Below are 16080 nucleotides of genomic sequence, written 5' to 3'. Positions count from 1 at the left end.
GGAAGCCACGATGTTAGCCGCCGATCTGAGCATTTCATGCGCAGATCGGCGGCCATCGTTATCATCCGAAGCCGCACGATCTCATCTGACGGCAGCGCCATGCCTAAAGCCATGCGAGACGCCTGCCGTTATTCCGTTCCGACTCGTCGTGCGCACGAAGACCTACGGCCCGGCGCATGCAATAGATCAGCACATGCCCTCACCGACCTACCGCACCTGACCAATGCTCAAGCAAGACTATCTCGAAACCGCGCTCGTCCCGGAGTTTGTTGACTACCTCGCCTCGATTCTCAGCGGCAAGGCGCCGATCGACTTTGAGTATCGCTTTCATAGCGCTCACACGCCGAGCGGGTACCGCGACGGTTTCGGACTCACGGGGACGGCACAAACGCTCGAGGACCTCTTCGACCGATACTATTGGAAGCGCGAGTACTACGCTGCGAACGCGGACAAGCTGCTGGGGTTCCAACGCCAACTGCGGTCTGCGATGGGCGGCGACCTCGTCGGAGTTCACCATGCAGTCGCGCAAATCATGGACTGGGGACTCAACCCGTCCGCGGCCCAGGCCAACAAGGCCTGGGCCGCTCAGCAAGGAGACCGGCTGCCGGCTCTGCTTGAGGCGGGCAAGCGTGCGCTCGAATCCGCCGAGCCCGACTACTCGCTTTTCCAGCAAGTACGCATGAATGCGGGCTTCACCAAGGTCTTCTCGCTGCTGTGCGACGGCATCATCATTTACGACGGCCGGGTGGGCGCCGCATTGTGCTGGCTTGTCCGGCGCTTCCTTAAACACATCGGATATGCTGGGCCTGTACCGAAGGCGCTTGCCTTCCTCTGGGCACCTGGCCGCTCGGCACAGTACCGCAACCCGAGCGGAGACGGATTCGAGTTCGATTGCCTAACCAGCGATGCCCCCGCCTGGGCCCGCGTCAACGTCGAAGCAAGTTGGCTACTCGAACGGGCGCGGGTGGCATCCGGCTCGCCGTGGTGCGCCGGCGCCTCCGGATTGCGAAACATCGAGTGCGCGCTGTTCATGCTCGGCTATTGCCTGCCTGTCGGTGAGGCCAGGTGTCGGCGTGGTCGCACCGGCGCGCCGCGCTGGAACGTTCAGGACGCTGTTCTGCCTCCCAATCACATCCGTTTTGAATACGCACCCGGTTCCTTCGACGTCGACGAACTCGAGCAATGGGTCAGGGCACTGGGACGCGGCTATGTGATCATCGGCGGCCTCAACAGGAATTTCGTCGAGCACGATCGCCCCGAATCGCTGGATTACTGGCTGCGAGTGCGATGCACCCGGCGGAATGTCAGACAAGCCACAACTGCGCTGGTGGAGCGCCTTGTCGCCACGGGGCGATTCCGCCTTGAGGTCAAGCGTTGGCCTGGTGAGAATAGGCAGCGCAAGGGGCTGGTCCTGACGAACCCTTAGCCTTATAGACAATGCAGCACAATGCAGGCCAGACGATGGCCCTGGCCTGCCCGGACGATAGCTCCCTAGTGGATCGTTTGCGACAGCATTTCCAGACTGGCGAGCAACTGTTCCGGCGTCATATCCTCCGACCATTCGCCTGACCGCTCCTGCTCCAGAATCAACGTCGCCAGTTCCGGACTGATCCAGTCATCATCCTCGTCCTGCATCTTCTGTCCTTTTAGAACGATTCCGCGCGCCTCTCCCAGTACCCGGGCTCGTCATGGTGCGCGTTTCGCATGGCCAGAGAAAGCTGCAGCACCCAGAACCGCATCTTCGGCAACCGCAGCGCGCCGCCCGGATGCTCCAGGTATTGCTCCAGCTTTATATAGGCGCCATTGTTCCTGTCGAACGGCGTCGCGATATAGATTGAACCTCGATAGCCTTCCACCATCCATTTGTCACTGGCCATTTCGCCACACTGGCGCCACTCGTACCCATTGGCGTCCAGCCAGGCGACCACCTCCTTGCGCGACGGATTTTCGTCCCATCGCTCTTGCACGCGGACTCCGGCCGGGTCGTCCAGAAACGTCAGGTACAGGACATCGCGCCCCACTTTGCGGGCGATTGCGTCGATATGTTCAATCAGTTGGGGCATGGGAATCTCCGAAACAATCACCGACGAGTACACGCGCTACCGCGATCGGGCCTGGTTTCACTGTGGAATGAAGTGGCCCGGAATGGAGTCGTACTCGCGTTTCCACGCCATCGCGCTGGTGCGACCCAGCCAACCGATGATGAACTGCAATCTGCGCATTTCGTGCGCGGTTAAAGAACCTGCATCAAGCCCTGGCCAAAGAAGACCCTCGCACGGGCAGGAGCAGAGGTCGCCGACTGTCTTGCGCGGATTCCAAACCGCAAATCTGCACGGAAGGCTGGAGCGAATCGAGGGATACGGCGTCAAGCGGCGCGCCGATTCGCGATGCCGAACGGAATGTGGACCATCGGGATGTTGCCTGCCTCCGAGTGCAGGTGGCCAATCTGGTCGTCGAAGTAAATGTGCGGCCGCAGCGCACCCAGGATGCGCGACTTCTCCATGCCTCCGAGCAGGAACGCTTGGTCGGGTATCACGCCCCAGCTCTTCAGCGTGGTCACCATTCGCTCGTGGGCCGGTGCATTGCGGGCCGTAACGATCGCCATGCGGACCATCTTCCTGTATGTGGGATCTTGCGCCAACCGTTCCTCCTCGAGTTGTCGCAGGGCGTCCAATTGCCGGAACAGGTTGGCCAGCAGGCCGGGCTGGTGCGGAATCTCGCGGCGGCTCAGTTCGTGCGCCTGGAACTCGCCTACATCGTTGTTCCGCTTGAACACTGACTCTGATTCATCGTCGGCGATTACCCCGTCAAAGTCGAACGCCACGCGCAGTTCCATGTCTAGTTCGTCGTCGGATACCGTGGAGGGCAGCACCAGCCCGGCCGGGTAGTTCGAGTCGATTGCATCGCGCACATCCGCCTCATTGGCCGTCAGGAACAGCGAGGCGTTGAAGGCAGGGATATAGGGATGCGGGGAACCGCCCGCCATGAATGCCGCTCGCGAGATGTCGAGCCCGTAGTGCTCGATGGAACGAAAGATCCGCAGCCCTGTTTCCGGAGAGTTACGCGACAGCAGCACCACCTCTACCGGCAACTGGTCGGGAAAGGCCTTGTTGATGCCGAGCAGCCGCCTGATAAACGGAAATGCCACCCCCTTGGCGAACGGAGTGTCGAGCTTGCGCTCCTGATGCAGTCGGTAGGCCTCCACCCCTTCCTGCCGATAGATATCGTCAGATTCGCTCAGATCGAACAGCGCACTAGACGCCACACCAATGACCAGCTTGTTTTCAATCGGATACGCCATGCTTCCCTTCATTTGATCCGGACTTCCACCACGCGACCCGACGTCGCCATGACAATCAGGCCGCGCGACGCCCCTGTCATCGTCAAGTACTGGCCCACTTGCGCGCGATAATGGTCGATCGTCTCAGGCGTCGGATTGACATCGCTCTTCCAGTCGACCACCACCTGCGGCTTGCCATCGGGGGAGAAGCCGACCGCATCGGCGATGCCCACTGTGGCCGACTCCCCGGTTTCCGTGACCGTCGCCGACAGCAGCGCATACTCGGGCACCAGCACCGGCCTGATCTCGGCAATCTCTGGCAAGACAAGCGTGCGGCCCACGCAACCGGCAATCTCGGCCGCCGACACCCCGCGCGCCGGATCGTCGTTGGAAACCAGTCCAAGCATGCCGATCAGCACCCCGGCACGTGCCAGCAGGCTGTCCGGATCATCCGCGACCTCCCCGTTCAGCACCTCTTCGAGCAGCTTGTGGATCAGCAGACCGCGTTCGCGACCGCCCTGCACTCGCGCCGAGCTGGCCTCTGCCGCCCCCTCGTCGAGGTTCGGCGTCACGGTGGCAGGCTCGGCCGGCGCCAGCAGCGGGCTGCCGACGCCTTCGTCGCGACTCGGTGCCAGCCAGGTGAGCTTGCGATGTGACTGGACGATGCGCGTGGCCTCTTCCTCGAATTGTGCACGGGTCTGCCGGTTGCCCGCTTCGACCGGGGCGATACCGGGCGCCTCAGGCAGTTCCGCAACGTCAAGGCCCGGCAGCTCCCGCAGCGGGAAACTCGGCAGGGCTATCCACATGTTGTCGCGCATGTCCGCGGCCAAACGCGGCAGCACCAGCAGGTCCCGCGCCCGGGTGGCCGCCACATACCAGAGCCGGATGCGCTCGCGCCCCACTTCCTCCTGCTCGGCCCGACGCGCCTTGTCCAGTCCCACCGGCGACAGGCCAAACACCGGACAGTAGACGCAGCCGCTCTGACGGTCCACCAGCGTGCTCTCTGCAGCACGGGTCTGCGTCATCGTGTTGATCGGCACCACGATTGGCCATTCCAGGCCCTTGGCGGCATGCATCGTGTAGAGTGCCACGGCCTCCTCCTGGGCATCCGGACGCCCTTCCGGCGCGCGCGATTCGTCGTCCCATGCCTCGGTCATGGCAATCGCCAGCGCCCGCAGGCCGCGCACTGCATAGGCGCTCGCCATGTTCAGGTAGAGGTCGACGTTTGCCAGCGCCCGCTCGGCCTGCCCGCGATGGCGCTGCATCAGCAACGGGCGCACGCGCATGACATCCACTGCCTGGGCGAGCAGGTCATGCGGCGTAGTGGTATTGGCCCGGCGGCGCAGCGACTGCAGCTTCTGCAGGATATCGCGCGCGTGCGGATCGACGATGTGCTGCGCGTCGCTGCCGAGGCTGAGGCGCGGGATCGCTTCCGGCGCATCGTCCGGCCGTGGCAGTGCGGCGACGATATCGAGCAGCGTCTCCTCGCTGAGCCCCACCAGCGGCCCCCTGAGCAGCGCCCCGAGCGCCAGCGTGTCGGCGGGATCGGCAAGTACCCGGGTCAACGCGATCAGGTCCTGGATCTCCTGCCGGCGATAGAGGCCTTTGCCCGCCTGCGTGGCCACCGGCACGCCGCGGCGCTCCAGCGCCTCCTCGTAGCGCCACAGCTCGCTGCCCGTGGGCGCGAGCAGGGCGATATCGCCGGGGCGGCACGCACGCGGCGACCCACTCTTGCGGTCGACGAGCATATGGCTGCCGATCAGGCGCGCGCACAGGTCCGCCACCGCCTCGGCTTCCGCGTCGCGCAATTGGTCCGATCCAGCCCCAGCCGGCACCACGTCCAGTGCCACTACGCACGGCGAATCGCTTACGGCGGCGTGAAATGGATGAAGCGCGGTGAAACCGGGCTGCCCGATCTCCGTCGACAGCAGTGCCGCGAAGCGTTCGTTCACGTAGTGCAAGATCGGAGCCTGGGAGCGGAAGTTGGTCGAGATTGCCAGGATGCTGCTGGCATCCTGCGCCGCAAATGCGTCCCGCGCCTGCACATAGGCGGCCACATCCGCACCACGGAAGCGGTAGATAGCCTGCTTCGGGTCTCCCACGAGGAACAGCGCCCCTTCGCGGATACGGTAGCAGCTCCAGTCGGATTGGTCCGCGCCGGCAGGAGGATCGCCACACAGCCGCCAGAAGATCTCCGACTGGAGCGGATCTGTGTCCTGGAACTCGTCGACAAGCACGTGCGCGTAACGCGCGGCGAGCGCCTGCCGGACCGGCTCATGGTCGCGCAGCAGATCTCGCGCGGCGTGGATCAGGTCGTCGAAGTCGAGCAGGCCGGCGTCCCGCTTGTAGGCGCGAAAGCGCTCGGTTACGGGCCCGAGCAGCGCCACCATCTCGGCAAGCACATGGGAGGCCATCTGCTGCGAGAAGTCATCCCAGGTCACGCAGCAAGCCGCGTAGTACGCCGCTGCCTGGTCGCAGAGGTTCTCGGCATCCGGCTTTGACAAACCGGCCAGCTTCGCCGCCGCTTGCCACTTGCCCTTCTTGCGGAACGCAGCAAAGCTTCCAGAGGATGTCAGCAACGCCTCGTCGGCACGCGTGAAGAGCAGCGCCGCCAGCGCGGCCGGACCATCCCGATCGAGCAGCGGCGCGAGTGCCGCAGCCATGCCGCCGAAGCATGCTGAGATCTCGACGGTCTCGGCCTCGGCCGCGTCGCCACACTCGCGCAGAAAGGCCGCGAGCGACTCGCTGGCCTGCAGAAACAGCGCGCCCGTCGCGGCCAGCGGCTTTGGCCGGCTGGCCGTGGCGTGCCGGTTGTGCCGCAGCAGCCCCAGCACCTTGTGCACCAGCGCAATTGTCTGATCGGGATCGCGCAGCGCCAGCTCGGCCAGCAGGCTGTCATCACGCGACAGGGCATCGCGCAACCAGTCGTCCGCGATCTCCTGGAAGGACAGATCGCCCTGGTCACGGTCCATCAGTGTGGCGCCGGGATCGATATCGGCCTCCACGGGATAGGGCTTGATCAGGCGCTGGCAGAAGCCGTGGATCGTCGAACAGGTCATCTCGTCGATCACGTGGTTGGCGGCAGCCAGGTTGGCCTGCTGCGCCAAATCGAGACCGTTCGGTAGCGCGGCGACCATTTCCGCAGGCGGCTGCGCCGGATTGGCCAATAGCGCGGCCACGAACTCGCGCACGCGGATCAACAGCTCGCTCGCGGCCAATTCGGTGAACGTCACGGCGGCAATCCGTTTGGGCGCGACGCCTTTGGCCAGCAGCATCACAATGCGGCCGGCCATCACGGCAGTCTTGCCCGATCCCGCGCCGGCTTCCACCAGCAACGAGCGGTCGTGCGCGGCGATCGCCACGCGGCGGGCTTCATTATCGGCAAGGATCTTTGTCATGGTGGTTGTCATAGGGCGTCCCAGACTTGGACAGCAGCGCCCAGACGCATGGTGGTGGCCTCGGTCTTGCGGCGCAGGTAAGTGGCGGAGGCATTGGCCGGCAGCGCAAAGCGCAGGTCGTCGTAGCTGCCGCCAGCATCTGGGCCGGCCAGCAGCGCGCCCTCCAGCAGGCTGCGCCGCGCGATGCGCAGGTAGCCGGCCAGATCGGCCAGCGTCTGCTCGGGATCGGCCAGTGGCAGGTCCACGCCCTCGCGCGGGAACAGCAGCGAGGCGTAGATCTCGACGTCATTGCCCAACAGTGCCTTTACCGCGAATGCGTATAGGCAGCGCTGCAACTCCTTGCCGCCGCGCAGCCGCGCATCGTCCTCCACCGCGCGGCCGGTCTTGTAGTCGGTCACGGCTGCGCGCCGGCCATCACGCGCGATGTCGATGCGGTCGATATACCCTTTGATGCGGAACCCGGTGCCGGGGATCTCGACGGGCGCCGTGGCGTCCCAGGGCACGGCGTGGCTGCCTGGCTTCGGCTCGACCCCGCCGAACGGCACTTCGCCGTAGGCGAGAGCATTGGCCAGCCGCGCGTCCCGATGCCGCAGCGCCAGCGATGCCAGCGTGCGCGCCTCGTCCAGCGTGCGGCGCCAGATCACTGCCGGCGGAACCGGCGCTTCCACTTCCCACTGCGCTGCTGCCTCCTGAACGGCCGTCGCCACGGCGGCGTCGATGGCTGCCGAACTGGCCGCAGCCAGACTCCCTCCGCCCTCCAGCGCGTGCACGGCTCTATCCAGCACCAAGTGGACCAGGTTACCGAAGCTCAGGGCATCGAGCACGATCGGCTCGCTGCCGCTTTGCGGCGCCCGCCAGCCGAATGCGTACTGCCAGACGAAACTGAGCGGATTGCGCAGCAGCCGGCTCAGCGAACTTGCCGATTGCGTGCGCGCCAGCGCCGCGGCGACTACAGGATGATTGGTGCGGACCAACCCGTCATGCGGTGTCAGCGCCGGCGTGTGCCAGTCGAGCCAACCCTGCATGGCCGACCGCGCCTGGGTTAACCCGGCAAACTCCGCGGGTCGCGAGAGGAGCCGGTCCGTTTCACTGAATGCGTGCGCCACCTCGCCATTGCGCCGCAGATAAATCTCCTCTGGCAGGCCGTGCAGCAGTGGACTCCGCCCGAGAAGCCGCCCTTCCGCATCGCGCCGAGCACGCGACAGCACCACTTCGTCCTGCGTAGTGGCAAGAATGATGGCGAAATCGCGACGATCTATGGCGCCAGGCGGCGTGGGATCGAGTTCCGCCGATGGCACGATATGGTCGGAAAGCAGACGATCCTCGCTCACACCGCGCGGCCAGCGCGATGAGTTCAGGCCAAGCAGCCGCACGTAGCGACGCGGCGCGGCCGCCAGCGACGCCGCGGGCACCCACGCCACGCTGGCGCAGGCTTCCAGCCCGTCGTCCTGCTTCAGCGTCCCCAGTGTCACGTCGACGGCTGCCGCCGGCCCGGCGAGCAATGCCCGCCTCCAGATGGCCAGCGCCCTGCTCTCGAGCAACGCCTCGCCGGCCTCATGCGCTGCCTGCACGCCCTGGCCAAGCAGGGACAGCGCCTTGGCCAGCGTCGGCCCGTGGTCCTGCTCGTCCGGCCAGTCCTGGGTCGCCTGCCGTGCCAGCCAGCGGCTCCAGGCCGCACCGGAAGTCATCGGCGCATCGGCCGGCAGCAGACGCGTCCAGCCCGACGGCAGTCCGCCGAGTAATCCCTTGCCGCCGGCGCACAGGCGGCTAAGCCGCCGCATGCGCACCTGCGAAAGGCCTCGTACGAGGATGTCGGCAAGCGCGGCCGCGGTCTGCCCCTCCCGACTGGCCAGCACCGACACGCCGTGCACGAAGTGGATATCGAGATTGGCATCGGCCCGGAGGGACAGGAAATAGCCGTCATAGTCAGCCGGCGACACCGCGGCGATGGCGATTTCCTCGGGCCGTGCGCGTCCGCTGGCCAGCAGTTCCCGCGCCCAGCGCATGGCCTCAATGGCTTCATGCTGTGCTGTCGCCGCGTTGAAGACGCTGACCGACGGTGTCCGGGCCGGCTCGGTCACGATCTGGGCGGCAGGCAGCGCCAGCCATTCGGGGACGGGGCGGGGCCCGGCGCGCCAACGCAAGTCGAGGCGCGCGGCCAGTGCCAACACCAACGGGCGCCAGCACGGTGCAACATCCGCCATGCCGACGCATTCGATCGTGCCGAATACTCGGGGCGCCAGTTCGATACGCTGCATCGCCGCGCGCAATAAATCGGGCGGGTACAGCATAGCCTTCGGGAGCCTGGCCACGACTGCCGCTTCAAGACGCGCCAGCGAGGTCAGCCGCGGATGGTCCGCCGCGCGCGCCTGCAGATCAATGCCGGCCCGCCAGGCCTTTCGCAATGTGTCCGCAGCCGCGCCGGCCATGCCCGGCAGCATTCGGATCTTGTCGAGTTCGCCGAGATCGATATCGGGTAGTACGGCCTGCAGGGTCGCCAACAGCGTGTCGTCGTCGAGCGGCTGGATGAACCCGCCTGCCAGCCGTGCCGCCACTTGGTCCATGGCGAGGACCTGCACGCCCTGCCGACCATGGCGGGCGGCGTCCAGGCGCAGCGTCTGCGCGGCGAACCGCCCCTGCGTGATGATGGTCTGTCGATGGCCTACTGTCATTGCCTGTTTACTCCTGATCGGCACTGCCCAACATTGTCGCTGACAACGGCAGCAAGGCCGACATGCTGAACGGCTCTACCCAGAGTGCCATCCCCTCGGACGAGGGATGCCTGCACGCTTCTTCGCTGTGGGGGGTCTTCGCGATGATCGACATTGAATCGCACCATCTGAGCATGCAATGCGCAGATCGCTGGCAACAATGCGCTCATGTCGTACTCATCAGGAGGACCACGCATGTACGCGATGTCGCATCTCGCCGCCGCCTCGGGCAGTCACCAGACCACAATCATCCAGCCACGCCGTCAGCAGGTGCTACTGCGTTACTGGGGATTTTCCGAGCAGGAGGCCGCTGGGCTGCTGCCCGACCTGCCTGATTTCGGCGGGCGGCTGAAATGGTCGATCGATGCGAAGGCCGCGTCCCGGCCGGACGTCGTTATTCACCTGGTCGACGCCACGCGTCTGAGCGGTGACTTCGGCGGCGCGCGCTGGAATGCAATGGGCCCCGTGGAAGCCATGCAAAAGGCATTCCGCCGCGGCGCCAGCGAGGTAGCACTGGTCTTGGGCTCGACGCATCATCTGCCCAATCGTCGGCAAGGTTGCTGGATTCTGTCTGGTGCCCGCAGCCTTGCGACATCCCTCGAGATCGTCGCACGCACGATGATCGAACCCCTGCTGGTTGCGCCGGGGGAACGGCCCTGGAGCATCCATGCATTGGCCGCTACGAACTCCTTGTGCGTGTTGTCGAAGGAGACGGGCCCGGATTGCGACACGCTGGCGCACCGCGTATTGGATGCCGTCCGCACGGCCCTGAGCTTCAGCTGTGTCACCCCCGCCCGCGTGGTGGTCGCAGCAGCGGCTCATGTCATGGACGAGGTGGTCTCGCTCAATCCTCTCATGCGTGAACGCATGCGGATGTTCCAGCGCCGCCCGTCTACGTTCGACTTGTCGGCGGAAGTCCTCGTGGCCTACCCATGGCCGACGGAGCTGGCGGACCTCGCTGGCGCTTGACTTAGCTCAGGCCACATCCACCGCGTTCGCTTCGTAGCGACCGATGGCCTGCCGCAGGGCTTCCGCGATCTCGCCCCGCAACGTGGGCGGCGACAGTACTTCGACGCGCGCGCTGCGCTCCATCAGAAGGTTGCGCAGCGCGATGGACAGCGTAACCGTGGCCTTGAGCCGAAACCCGCCGGGCTCGTCGATAATTTTCTGATCGGACGCCAGCCATTGCTCCCGAAACAGGTGTCGATACCCGTCCTCCTCGCGTACGCGAAGCTCGAGCTGGATCTGTCCTTCAGGCATAAACGAGAAAGACTGGTCGTCTCGGACGTATGCGTCCAGGTCGAAATCGGGATCGGGCACGCCGGGCGTGTCCGTGCAGGCCGCCGAGGCAAAACGATCAAGCCGCAACTGGTAGATCTTGAAAGTACGATCACGGCGCTGGCGACTGGCAACCAAGTAAAGGACGGGACCACGCTCCACCAGCCCGAGTGGCACCACCTGGTAGGAGTCTGGTGCGTCGGTATCGAGCCGCGAGTTCTGGTAGGCCACGTCGAGCACCCGCGACGTGTAGAGCGCCTTGCGAATGGCGTTCAGGATGTCACTGTGGACTGGTGGGGACACCAACGGGTAGCCGGCATGAACGCGCACGGTCTTGTTGGCCCATGCGCGGGCATCACCCAGCGAAGGGTCGGTGGGGCTTTCGCTCAGCACCCGCTCGGCGCCGGCGAAGTAAGCTTCCAACCCCTGTATGACATGGCCAGGCAGATGGTTAGGGGCGTGGCGCCGCAACGTAAGCAAGGCGATGGCCAACTCCAGCGGTGGGCGACGCGCCAACTCCGATGGCGCCTGCTTTCCAGTCCGCCACCAGACCCTGTCACGAGAGGTGCCCTGCTTGCCGACCAGCCCCCCGATCTCCAGGTTCTCGAGCGCCCGCTGGATCGTATGACGGCTGGGTGGGTTCAGAGGAAAACGGGCGCGAACGGCCGCAATGATTTGGCCAGAGGCCACCGGCTCTCCCGCCACTGTCGGCATGCAGGCCAGAATCTCCGCATCCAAACGTGGCCAGTTCTTCGAAATCGACATCCAGATTTGCTAGTGGTTTGACGGCAAATTGAAGCCCAATCCTAACGGATAGGGATCATGCGGGAAACCCGTTTAAGCCCCCACTTCTGAGGGATGCAATGCATGAACTCCCTCTCAACAAGGTCAGATGGACGGACGGAAGGGAGAAGGGGGAGGGGTCCGGTATCATCGAGAACCTCAAGACCGCCACTTGAAATCGTTTGTCAACAGCCCTCCAAATGATCGGCCGGCTTGAGTGGGAGAGTCTCTGCGCTCGGCACTACTGCCGCTAGTCTCGCAACGTCGGCAAGGGCGACCACCTTTGTCCCGCTCCAGTCGCCATTCGGCAGCAGCTCGCGAATCGGCGCTTCGGGCCCGTTGTAGGCAACTATCGCGGTGTTCCTCTCAAAGTCTATCCTGAAGAAGAGCAGATAATCAGCGCCACCTTTCCCTGGCGTGAACGCCGGGCCGGAGCGATCCTTGCCAGTCGCCTTGACTTGCACGGTCTTTCCTGTCTTGGTTAGCGCGTCTACTCCTCCCGTACGCTTGTCCGGGAACACGAGGTCGAAATGTTGCAACGCCAAAGCTTCGGCAATGTCCCCAACCAGACGGCCATCCAATGTAAACCGCAAACCAGTGTGCATGTAATGCTTTGCCAAAGCTTGTTGCGCATTCCATAGATCACGAACCGCCTCAGGCAATTGCAGTACGAGTGCTTTTTCGGACATCGTCTTGTATCCCGTCATGACGAACTATTGATCAGGCCCCAGAGGCCAGCCCTCACCACAGACATCCTTGATAGCGATCTACCTCCCCGCCACATTGCAGAGCGGACGGTCTGTGACTCCGCCAGCGCCGATGTGCAAAAAGTCCCGCACGATTGAACCGCCGCCACCGCACACCATACGGTTCCCTTATTCGCCTTGCCACTGTGAACCGCTCCCGCACGACGCGATATAGCGCTCGAAACATCCGAGCATGTCTTGCTCGTGTTTCAGTGCGAGCTTGTCGCTCCACGTTTCGTTCTCATAAATCAGCGCCATCTTCAACGAATCCAGCCTGGATTTATTGTTATTAAGGAAACGTTGACGCTTCTCATTGAATGGCAGGTTGCCGTATTCGGAGTTGATGCTGCGCGAAACGAGCGCCAGGTTGCCAAATCGATCGATCATTTTTTCGGCCCGATTGTCGTCTCGCTTGCTGGGCGTTTGCGGTGAAATATGTTCAATGGAATTTTTCGCGGTCAACCGGAAGCGCTGCCACGCTTCCGAAACTCGTTCCTGCTGGTGCCACAATACGAACTCAAGTTTGTAGAACCAATAGTGCGCGAAGCTCACGCCATCCGACTTGGTCAGCATATCCCTGTATACGAGACGCTGTCGCCGCCATGGATCTTCCATGAACGAGCGTGTGCGGACAACCAGGTGGGCGTCAGCCGCCGAGCAAAGCAGATGATTGTCTAGGTGCTGCAGGAACTGGAAATATGCCTGGGCCGTCGCGTCCGGATACCGAACCATGAACGACAGCAACGGGGTCAGCCAGTAGTGCGTTGTGTTTTCCTGTGAGTAATACAGCATGCTTTGCAGCAATGCGAAACCACGGTGGGAGTCAGCATCTCTCGATCGGTTGATGTAGCTCCGGCGCGCGTTTTTAGTCATCGAGGTGCTGGTCGTCACGCTGCTGATCAGGTGGATGTCGTCATCACCGCGATCCACCCACTTGATTACGTGAAAATCGAATAGCACCCGCACTTGCCACAGTAGGTCGATGAATTCGCGAACGTATTGCGCGCCCGGTTCGGTGCTAAAGAAATGTGCATCGAACAGCGTCAACAGCTCACGGTCCAGGATACGGGGTAAATCCTGCCGCTTGTGCCGGCATAGCCAAATACGCAGTACATGCTGCAGCAACAACGGAAACCCGACGATCGAGCGCACACGCCCCGAGACGACGACGTCTTCGTCGTCGGACGCATCGCCGGCGTCATCCAACTCGGCACCAAGGATGTCCATAAGGTCCAGCGCCTGATGGCCGCCAGTGGAATTCAGATGGCTGGCCGTGGCGGTCCGCACTGCGTTTCCGTCGCTCAGCCGCCCGCCCGCGAATAGCGCGTGGACTTCGTAGGCTGGCAAGCCGGACAGCGCCACTAGGTTTCGTTCGCAATAGTTTTCCATGTCGGCGCAGGCGTCCCAGAGCACCGCGAAGCTCGCACGTTCGTGCTCGTCCAGTGCATCCAGCATGCGCGCCTTAAGGATCTCGTGGTGCTGCAACTGAACCCCGCGGTTGTTGATTACCTCGAACAACTTGTTCAGATCAGTATCACGCGGCACCTCGGTCACCACGAAGTTCACCTTCTCGAACACAAACCGGGTTAGGCCGTCCCAATCGATCACCTGCGTCGTCCCGGCATCGGCTAGCGCCCGGGCGGAAAAAACCTGCTGCATGCACTCGACGGCCTGCCCCATGCGTTCCAGACCGGTCTCCTCCGACTCGACGAACGCGGGATCCTGACCGGCCCACGCGTCAAGCATCTGATTGACCTCCGGTCGAATGGCGAACCGCAGCCTCGGCTCCTTCGTTCGACCGGCCGGCACCGTCAGGAACGGCTCAAGAGCACGCCGCCAAGCGTGACACAGCATCCAGAGCGTCGTGAAACGCTGCTGGCCGTCGATCAGGTCGAACACGCGCGCGGGCTCCGCTCTGTCCGCGTCAAATGCGGACTGCTCCACCATCAGCACGCTGCCGAGGTAGAAGAGCGACTCGCCACGCTCGAATGCGTTGATCAGGTCGTTGAGAAGCGTTTGTACCTGATCTCCGCCCCAGACATATAGCCGCTGATAGATTGGCACGTTGAAGCGCCAATGAGGACGCTCGGCCGTGAGCGTCGCCAGGCTGTACAGCTTGGAATTCAATTGCATCGTCGTCATGCTTACCCCTTCGACAGTTGCCGCGCGACCCAATCGCCCTTCGCCGCGAGGCTGCAACCGAGCGGCTGCCCGTAGTAATCGAGAACCGCCCGCTTATACGCGGCCTGAACGCCACTCTTTTCCGCATCGATCTCTTCGCTGCGGTAACTCTCATATCGCTGGCTTTTCAGGTGGTCGATGACCTGGTCCGGACGAAAGGCGCCCGCAATCACGTCCAGCAGGTTCATCACCGGCGCATCGCGGAAGAATTTCTGCGCCGACTCCTGCCTCACCTGCTGTTTCTCGACCCGCACCGCCCCCAATGCGTGCTCAAGCCAAAGCGAGAATTCATACAGCCGTTCGCTGCCGAACTGGTCCGCATAGAACAACACGGAGAGCAGGAAAATTTCCTCGAGGAACAGCGAGTTCTTTCGCATCAACCCGTGGTACACGTCGCGAAAGCGCAGCACGTCGCGATCGCTGGTCGCGTCCCGCATCAGCCGCCTGAGCATTGCGGCATATTTGTCCGCGTAAAGGAAGAAGCCCAAGCCACGATGAATCGGCTGCCGAATCGCAAAAGGCAAGTCGGCAGCATGCGGACTCAACGATATCTCGGTCAATTGCAACGCTCCGCGACCATCCTCGGCAAGCGTCAGCGACAGGGCCCGCCGGTTGCTGCGGGCCTGATAGAGCGGTACGGTGTTATGTGCGTCGCTCGCGTGCAAGCTTTGCGACTGGAATTCATGCAGCAGAGCGTCGTGATTGCCTTCGAGTGCCCGCCTGCCCGTCCAGCGCCGGGCCCGCCACAGGAGTCGCGTGAACATCGCCTGCACCAATGCCTTTTCATGCGACAACACCGCCTTGCCATTCTGCAATTGCTCCCAACGCCTGGCGCACTGTGTCTGCAGGTTTTCCTGCTGGGCGGTTGTCGCACCGGTGACAGCCCGCAAGTGATACGCCTTCAGCAAATCGGTAGCATGCAGCGGCACGCCGCGATTGTTCTGCGTATCGAAGAACGTGAACGCAAGGTCCACCTGGTCGACCTGTACGACGGTAAACTTTACATGCTCGAACAACGTCGCGTCTGGCCTCTTCGTCGCTTGCCGGAATTGATGTGCCGCCGCACGGATCAAGCGCGCCGACGCGGGCGAATAGCGCAACGCACACTGCGGCGGCAACTTTTTGTGAAGGCAGTAGTAGAGCACGCATAACGCGGTCAACCGCTGCTGACCGTCAATCACGTAGCGCTTCCGCTTCTCGGCGCTCCGGTGGAGCAAGACCGTGCCCATGAAGTATGGGGGCTTGGAAGTCTGAATCCCCTGATAGGCGACCAGGTCATCGATCAGTTGCGCGATCTTGTCGTGGTGCCATACAAAGCCGCGCTGATAAGTATCCACTGCAAGGGGCCAGTCTTTCGAAGTAAACAGTTCGTTGAAACTGAGTACGCTGACATCGACCGGATTATCGCCCGATCCGTTCCTTTCGCCCATCTTCACCATGTTTCCGATGTAATTCCCGCATTGTCCGTTACTCCGGCGTTTGCGTTCCGATAGCGCCTGATTTTCCGGCAGTTCATTGTAGTTTAAGCCTCCTATCCAGCGGTCGAGGTGACTCGCCTATCAAGAACGGTTATTGCATATACGACAACGAAATCAGCATTCGAAACGAAATGCATGAATCCCCTCCAATGGGTGGAGATTAGTATTGCCGGACATCTGCGCATCAGATGAGCAGATGTCCACGCAGAATAGGTGAAGCAGTTG

Annotated in this window: 11 protein-coding genes; 2 read left to right on the top strand and 9 right to left on the bottom strand. The window is 63.0% G+C overall.

Going from position 1 to position 16080, the window contains the following annotated elements:
• Nucleotides 1-223: 223 nt before the first annotated feature.
• Entirely contained in the window at nucleotides 224-1426 is a 1203-nt protein-coding gene (locus tag EPAKOI_RS05560) for a hypothetical protein (RefSeq protein ID WP_423193195.1), read from the top strand.
• A 65-nt stretch (nucleotides 1427-1491) separates the two neighbouring features.
• Here EPAKOI_RS05560 and EPAKOI_RS05555 read toward each other — a convergent pair whose 3' ends face one another.
• The 5 genes from EPAKOI_RS05555 to EPAKOI_RS05535 all read right to left on the bottom strand — a co-directional run bounded on the left by EPAKOI_RS05555 (nucleotide 1492) and on the right by EPAKOI_RS05535 (nucleotide 9350).
• Nucleotides 1492-1635, bottom strand: coding sequence for a hypothetical protein (locus EPAKOI_RS05555; protein ID WP_423193194.1), 144 nt, complete (start codon nucleotides 1633-1635; stop codon nucleotides 1492-1494).
• A gap of 11 nt (nucleotides 1636-1646) precedes the next feature.
• On the bottom strand, nucleotides 1647-2063 hold the full coding sequence (locus tag EPAKOI_RS05550; RefSeq protein WP_423193193.1) for a hypothetical protein: 417 nt from the start codon (nucleotides 2061-2063) through the stop codon (nucleotides 1647-1649).
• Between the two features lie 302 nt (nucleotides 2064-2365).
• A complete protein-coding gene (locus EPAKOI_RS05545; RefSeq protein WP_423193192.1) occupies nucleotides 2366-3301 on the bottom strand; it encodes a 5'-nucleotidase in 936 nt (311 codons plus the stop codon).
• Between the two features lie 8 nt (nucleotides 3302-3309).
• Nucleotides 3310-6678 carry a UvrD-helicase domain-containing protein gene (locus EPAKOI_RS05540; protein WP_423193191.1) on the bottom strand — a complete coding sequence of 1123 codons (3369 nt, stop codon included), beginning with the start codon at nucleotides 6676-6678 and terminating at the stop codon, nucleotides 3310-3312.
• Nucleotides 6679-6686: 8 nt separating this feature from the next.
• Nucleotides 6687-9350 (bottom strand): PD-(D/E)XK nuclease family protein, encoded by a 2664-nt coding sequence (locus tag EPAKOI_RS05535; protein WP_423193190.1) that lies wholly within the window; start codon nucleotides 9348-9350, stop codon nucleotides 6687-6689.
• A gap of 234 nt (nucleotides 9351-9584) precedes the next feature.
• Here EPAKOI_RS05535 and EPAKOI_RS05530 point away from each other — a divergent pair, with 234 nt between their 5' ends.
• The gene (locus EPAKOI_RS05530) at nucleotides 9585-10358 is read left to right on the top strand and encodes a hypothetical protein (RefSeq protein ID WP_423193189.1); all 774 of its coding nucleotides are present in this window, start codon (nucleotides 9585-9587) and stop codon (nucleotides 10356-10358) included.
• A 6-nt stretch (nucleotides 10359-10364) separates the two neighbouring features.
• On the opposite strand, the gene EPAKOI_RS05525 is transcribed toward EPAKOI_RS05530, so the two are convergent.
• From EPAKOI_RS05525 to EPAKOI_RS05510, 4 genes are all read right to left on the bottom strand, one after another.
• Complete coding sequence (locus EPAKOI_RS05525) at nucleotides 10365-11432, bottom strand: helix-turn-helix transcriptional regulator (protein ID WP_423193188.1); 1068 nt, start codon at nucleotides 11430-11432, stop codon at nucleotides 10365-10367.
• A 203-nt stretch (nucleotides 11433-11635) separates the two neighbouring features.
• Nucleotides 11636-12139, bottom strand: coding sequence for a DUF6998 domain-containing protein (locus EPAKOI_RS05520; RefSeq protein ID WP_423193187.1), 504 nt, complete (start codon nucleotides 12137-12139; stop codon nucleotides 11636-11638).
• Between the two features lie 186 nt (nucleotides 12140-12325).
• Entirely contained in the window at nucleotides 12326-14338 is a 2013-nt protein-coding gene (locus tag EPAKOI_RS05515) for a DUF262 domain-containing protein (RefSeq protein WP_423193186.1), read from the bottom strand.
• A gap of 2 nt (nucleotides 14339-14340) precedes the next feature.
• Nucleotides 14341-15816: a DUF262 domain-containing protein gene (locus EPAKOI_RS05510; protein ID WP_423193185.1), complete on the bottom strand. Its 1476-nt coding sequence runs from the start codon at nucleotides 15814-15816 to the stop codon at nucleotides 14341-14343.
• Nucleotides 15817-16080 lie beyond the last annotated feature (264 nt).

It is taken from the genome of Cupriavidus sp. H18C2 (assembly GCF_049393795.1).
In the GTDB taxonomy this organism is placed as follows: domain Bacteria; phylum Pseudomonadota; class Gammaproteobacteria; order Burkholderiales; family Burkholderiaceae; genus Cupriavidus; species Cupriavidus pauculus_C.
The sequence above is the reverse complement of the archived record's forward strand: the minus strand, read 5'-3'. Positions and strand labels throughout refer to the sequence as shown.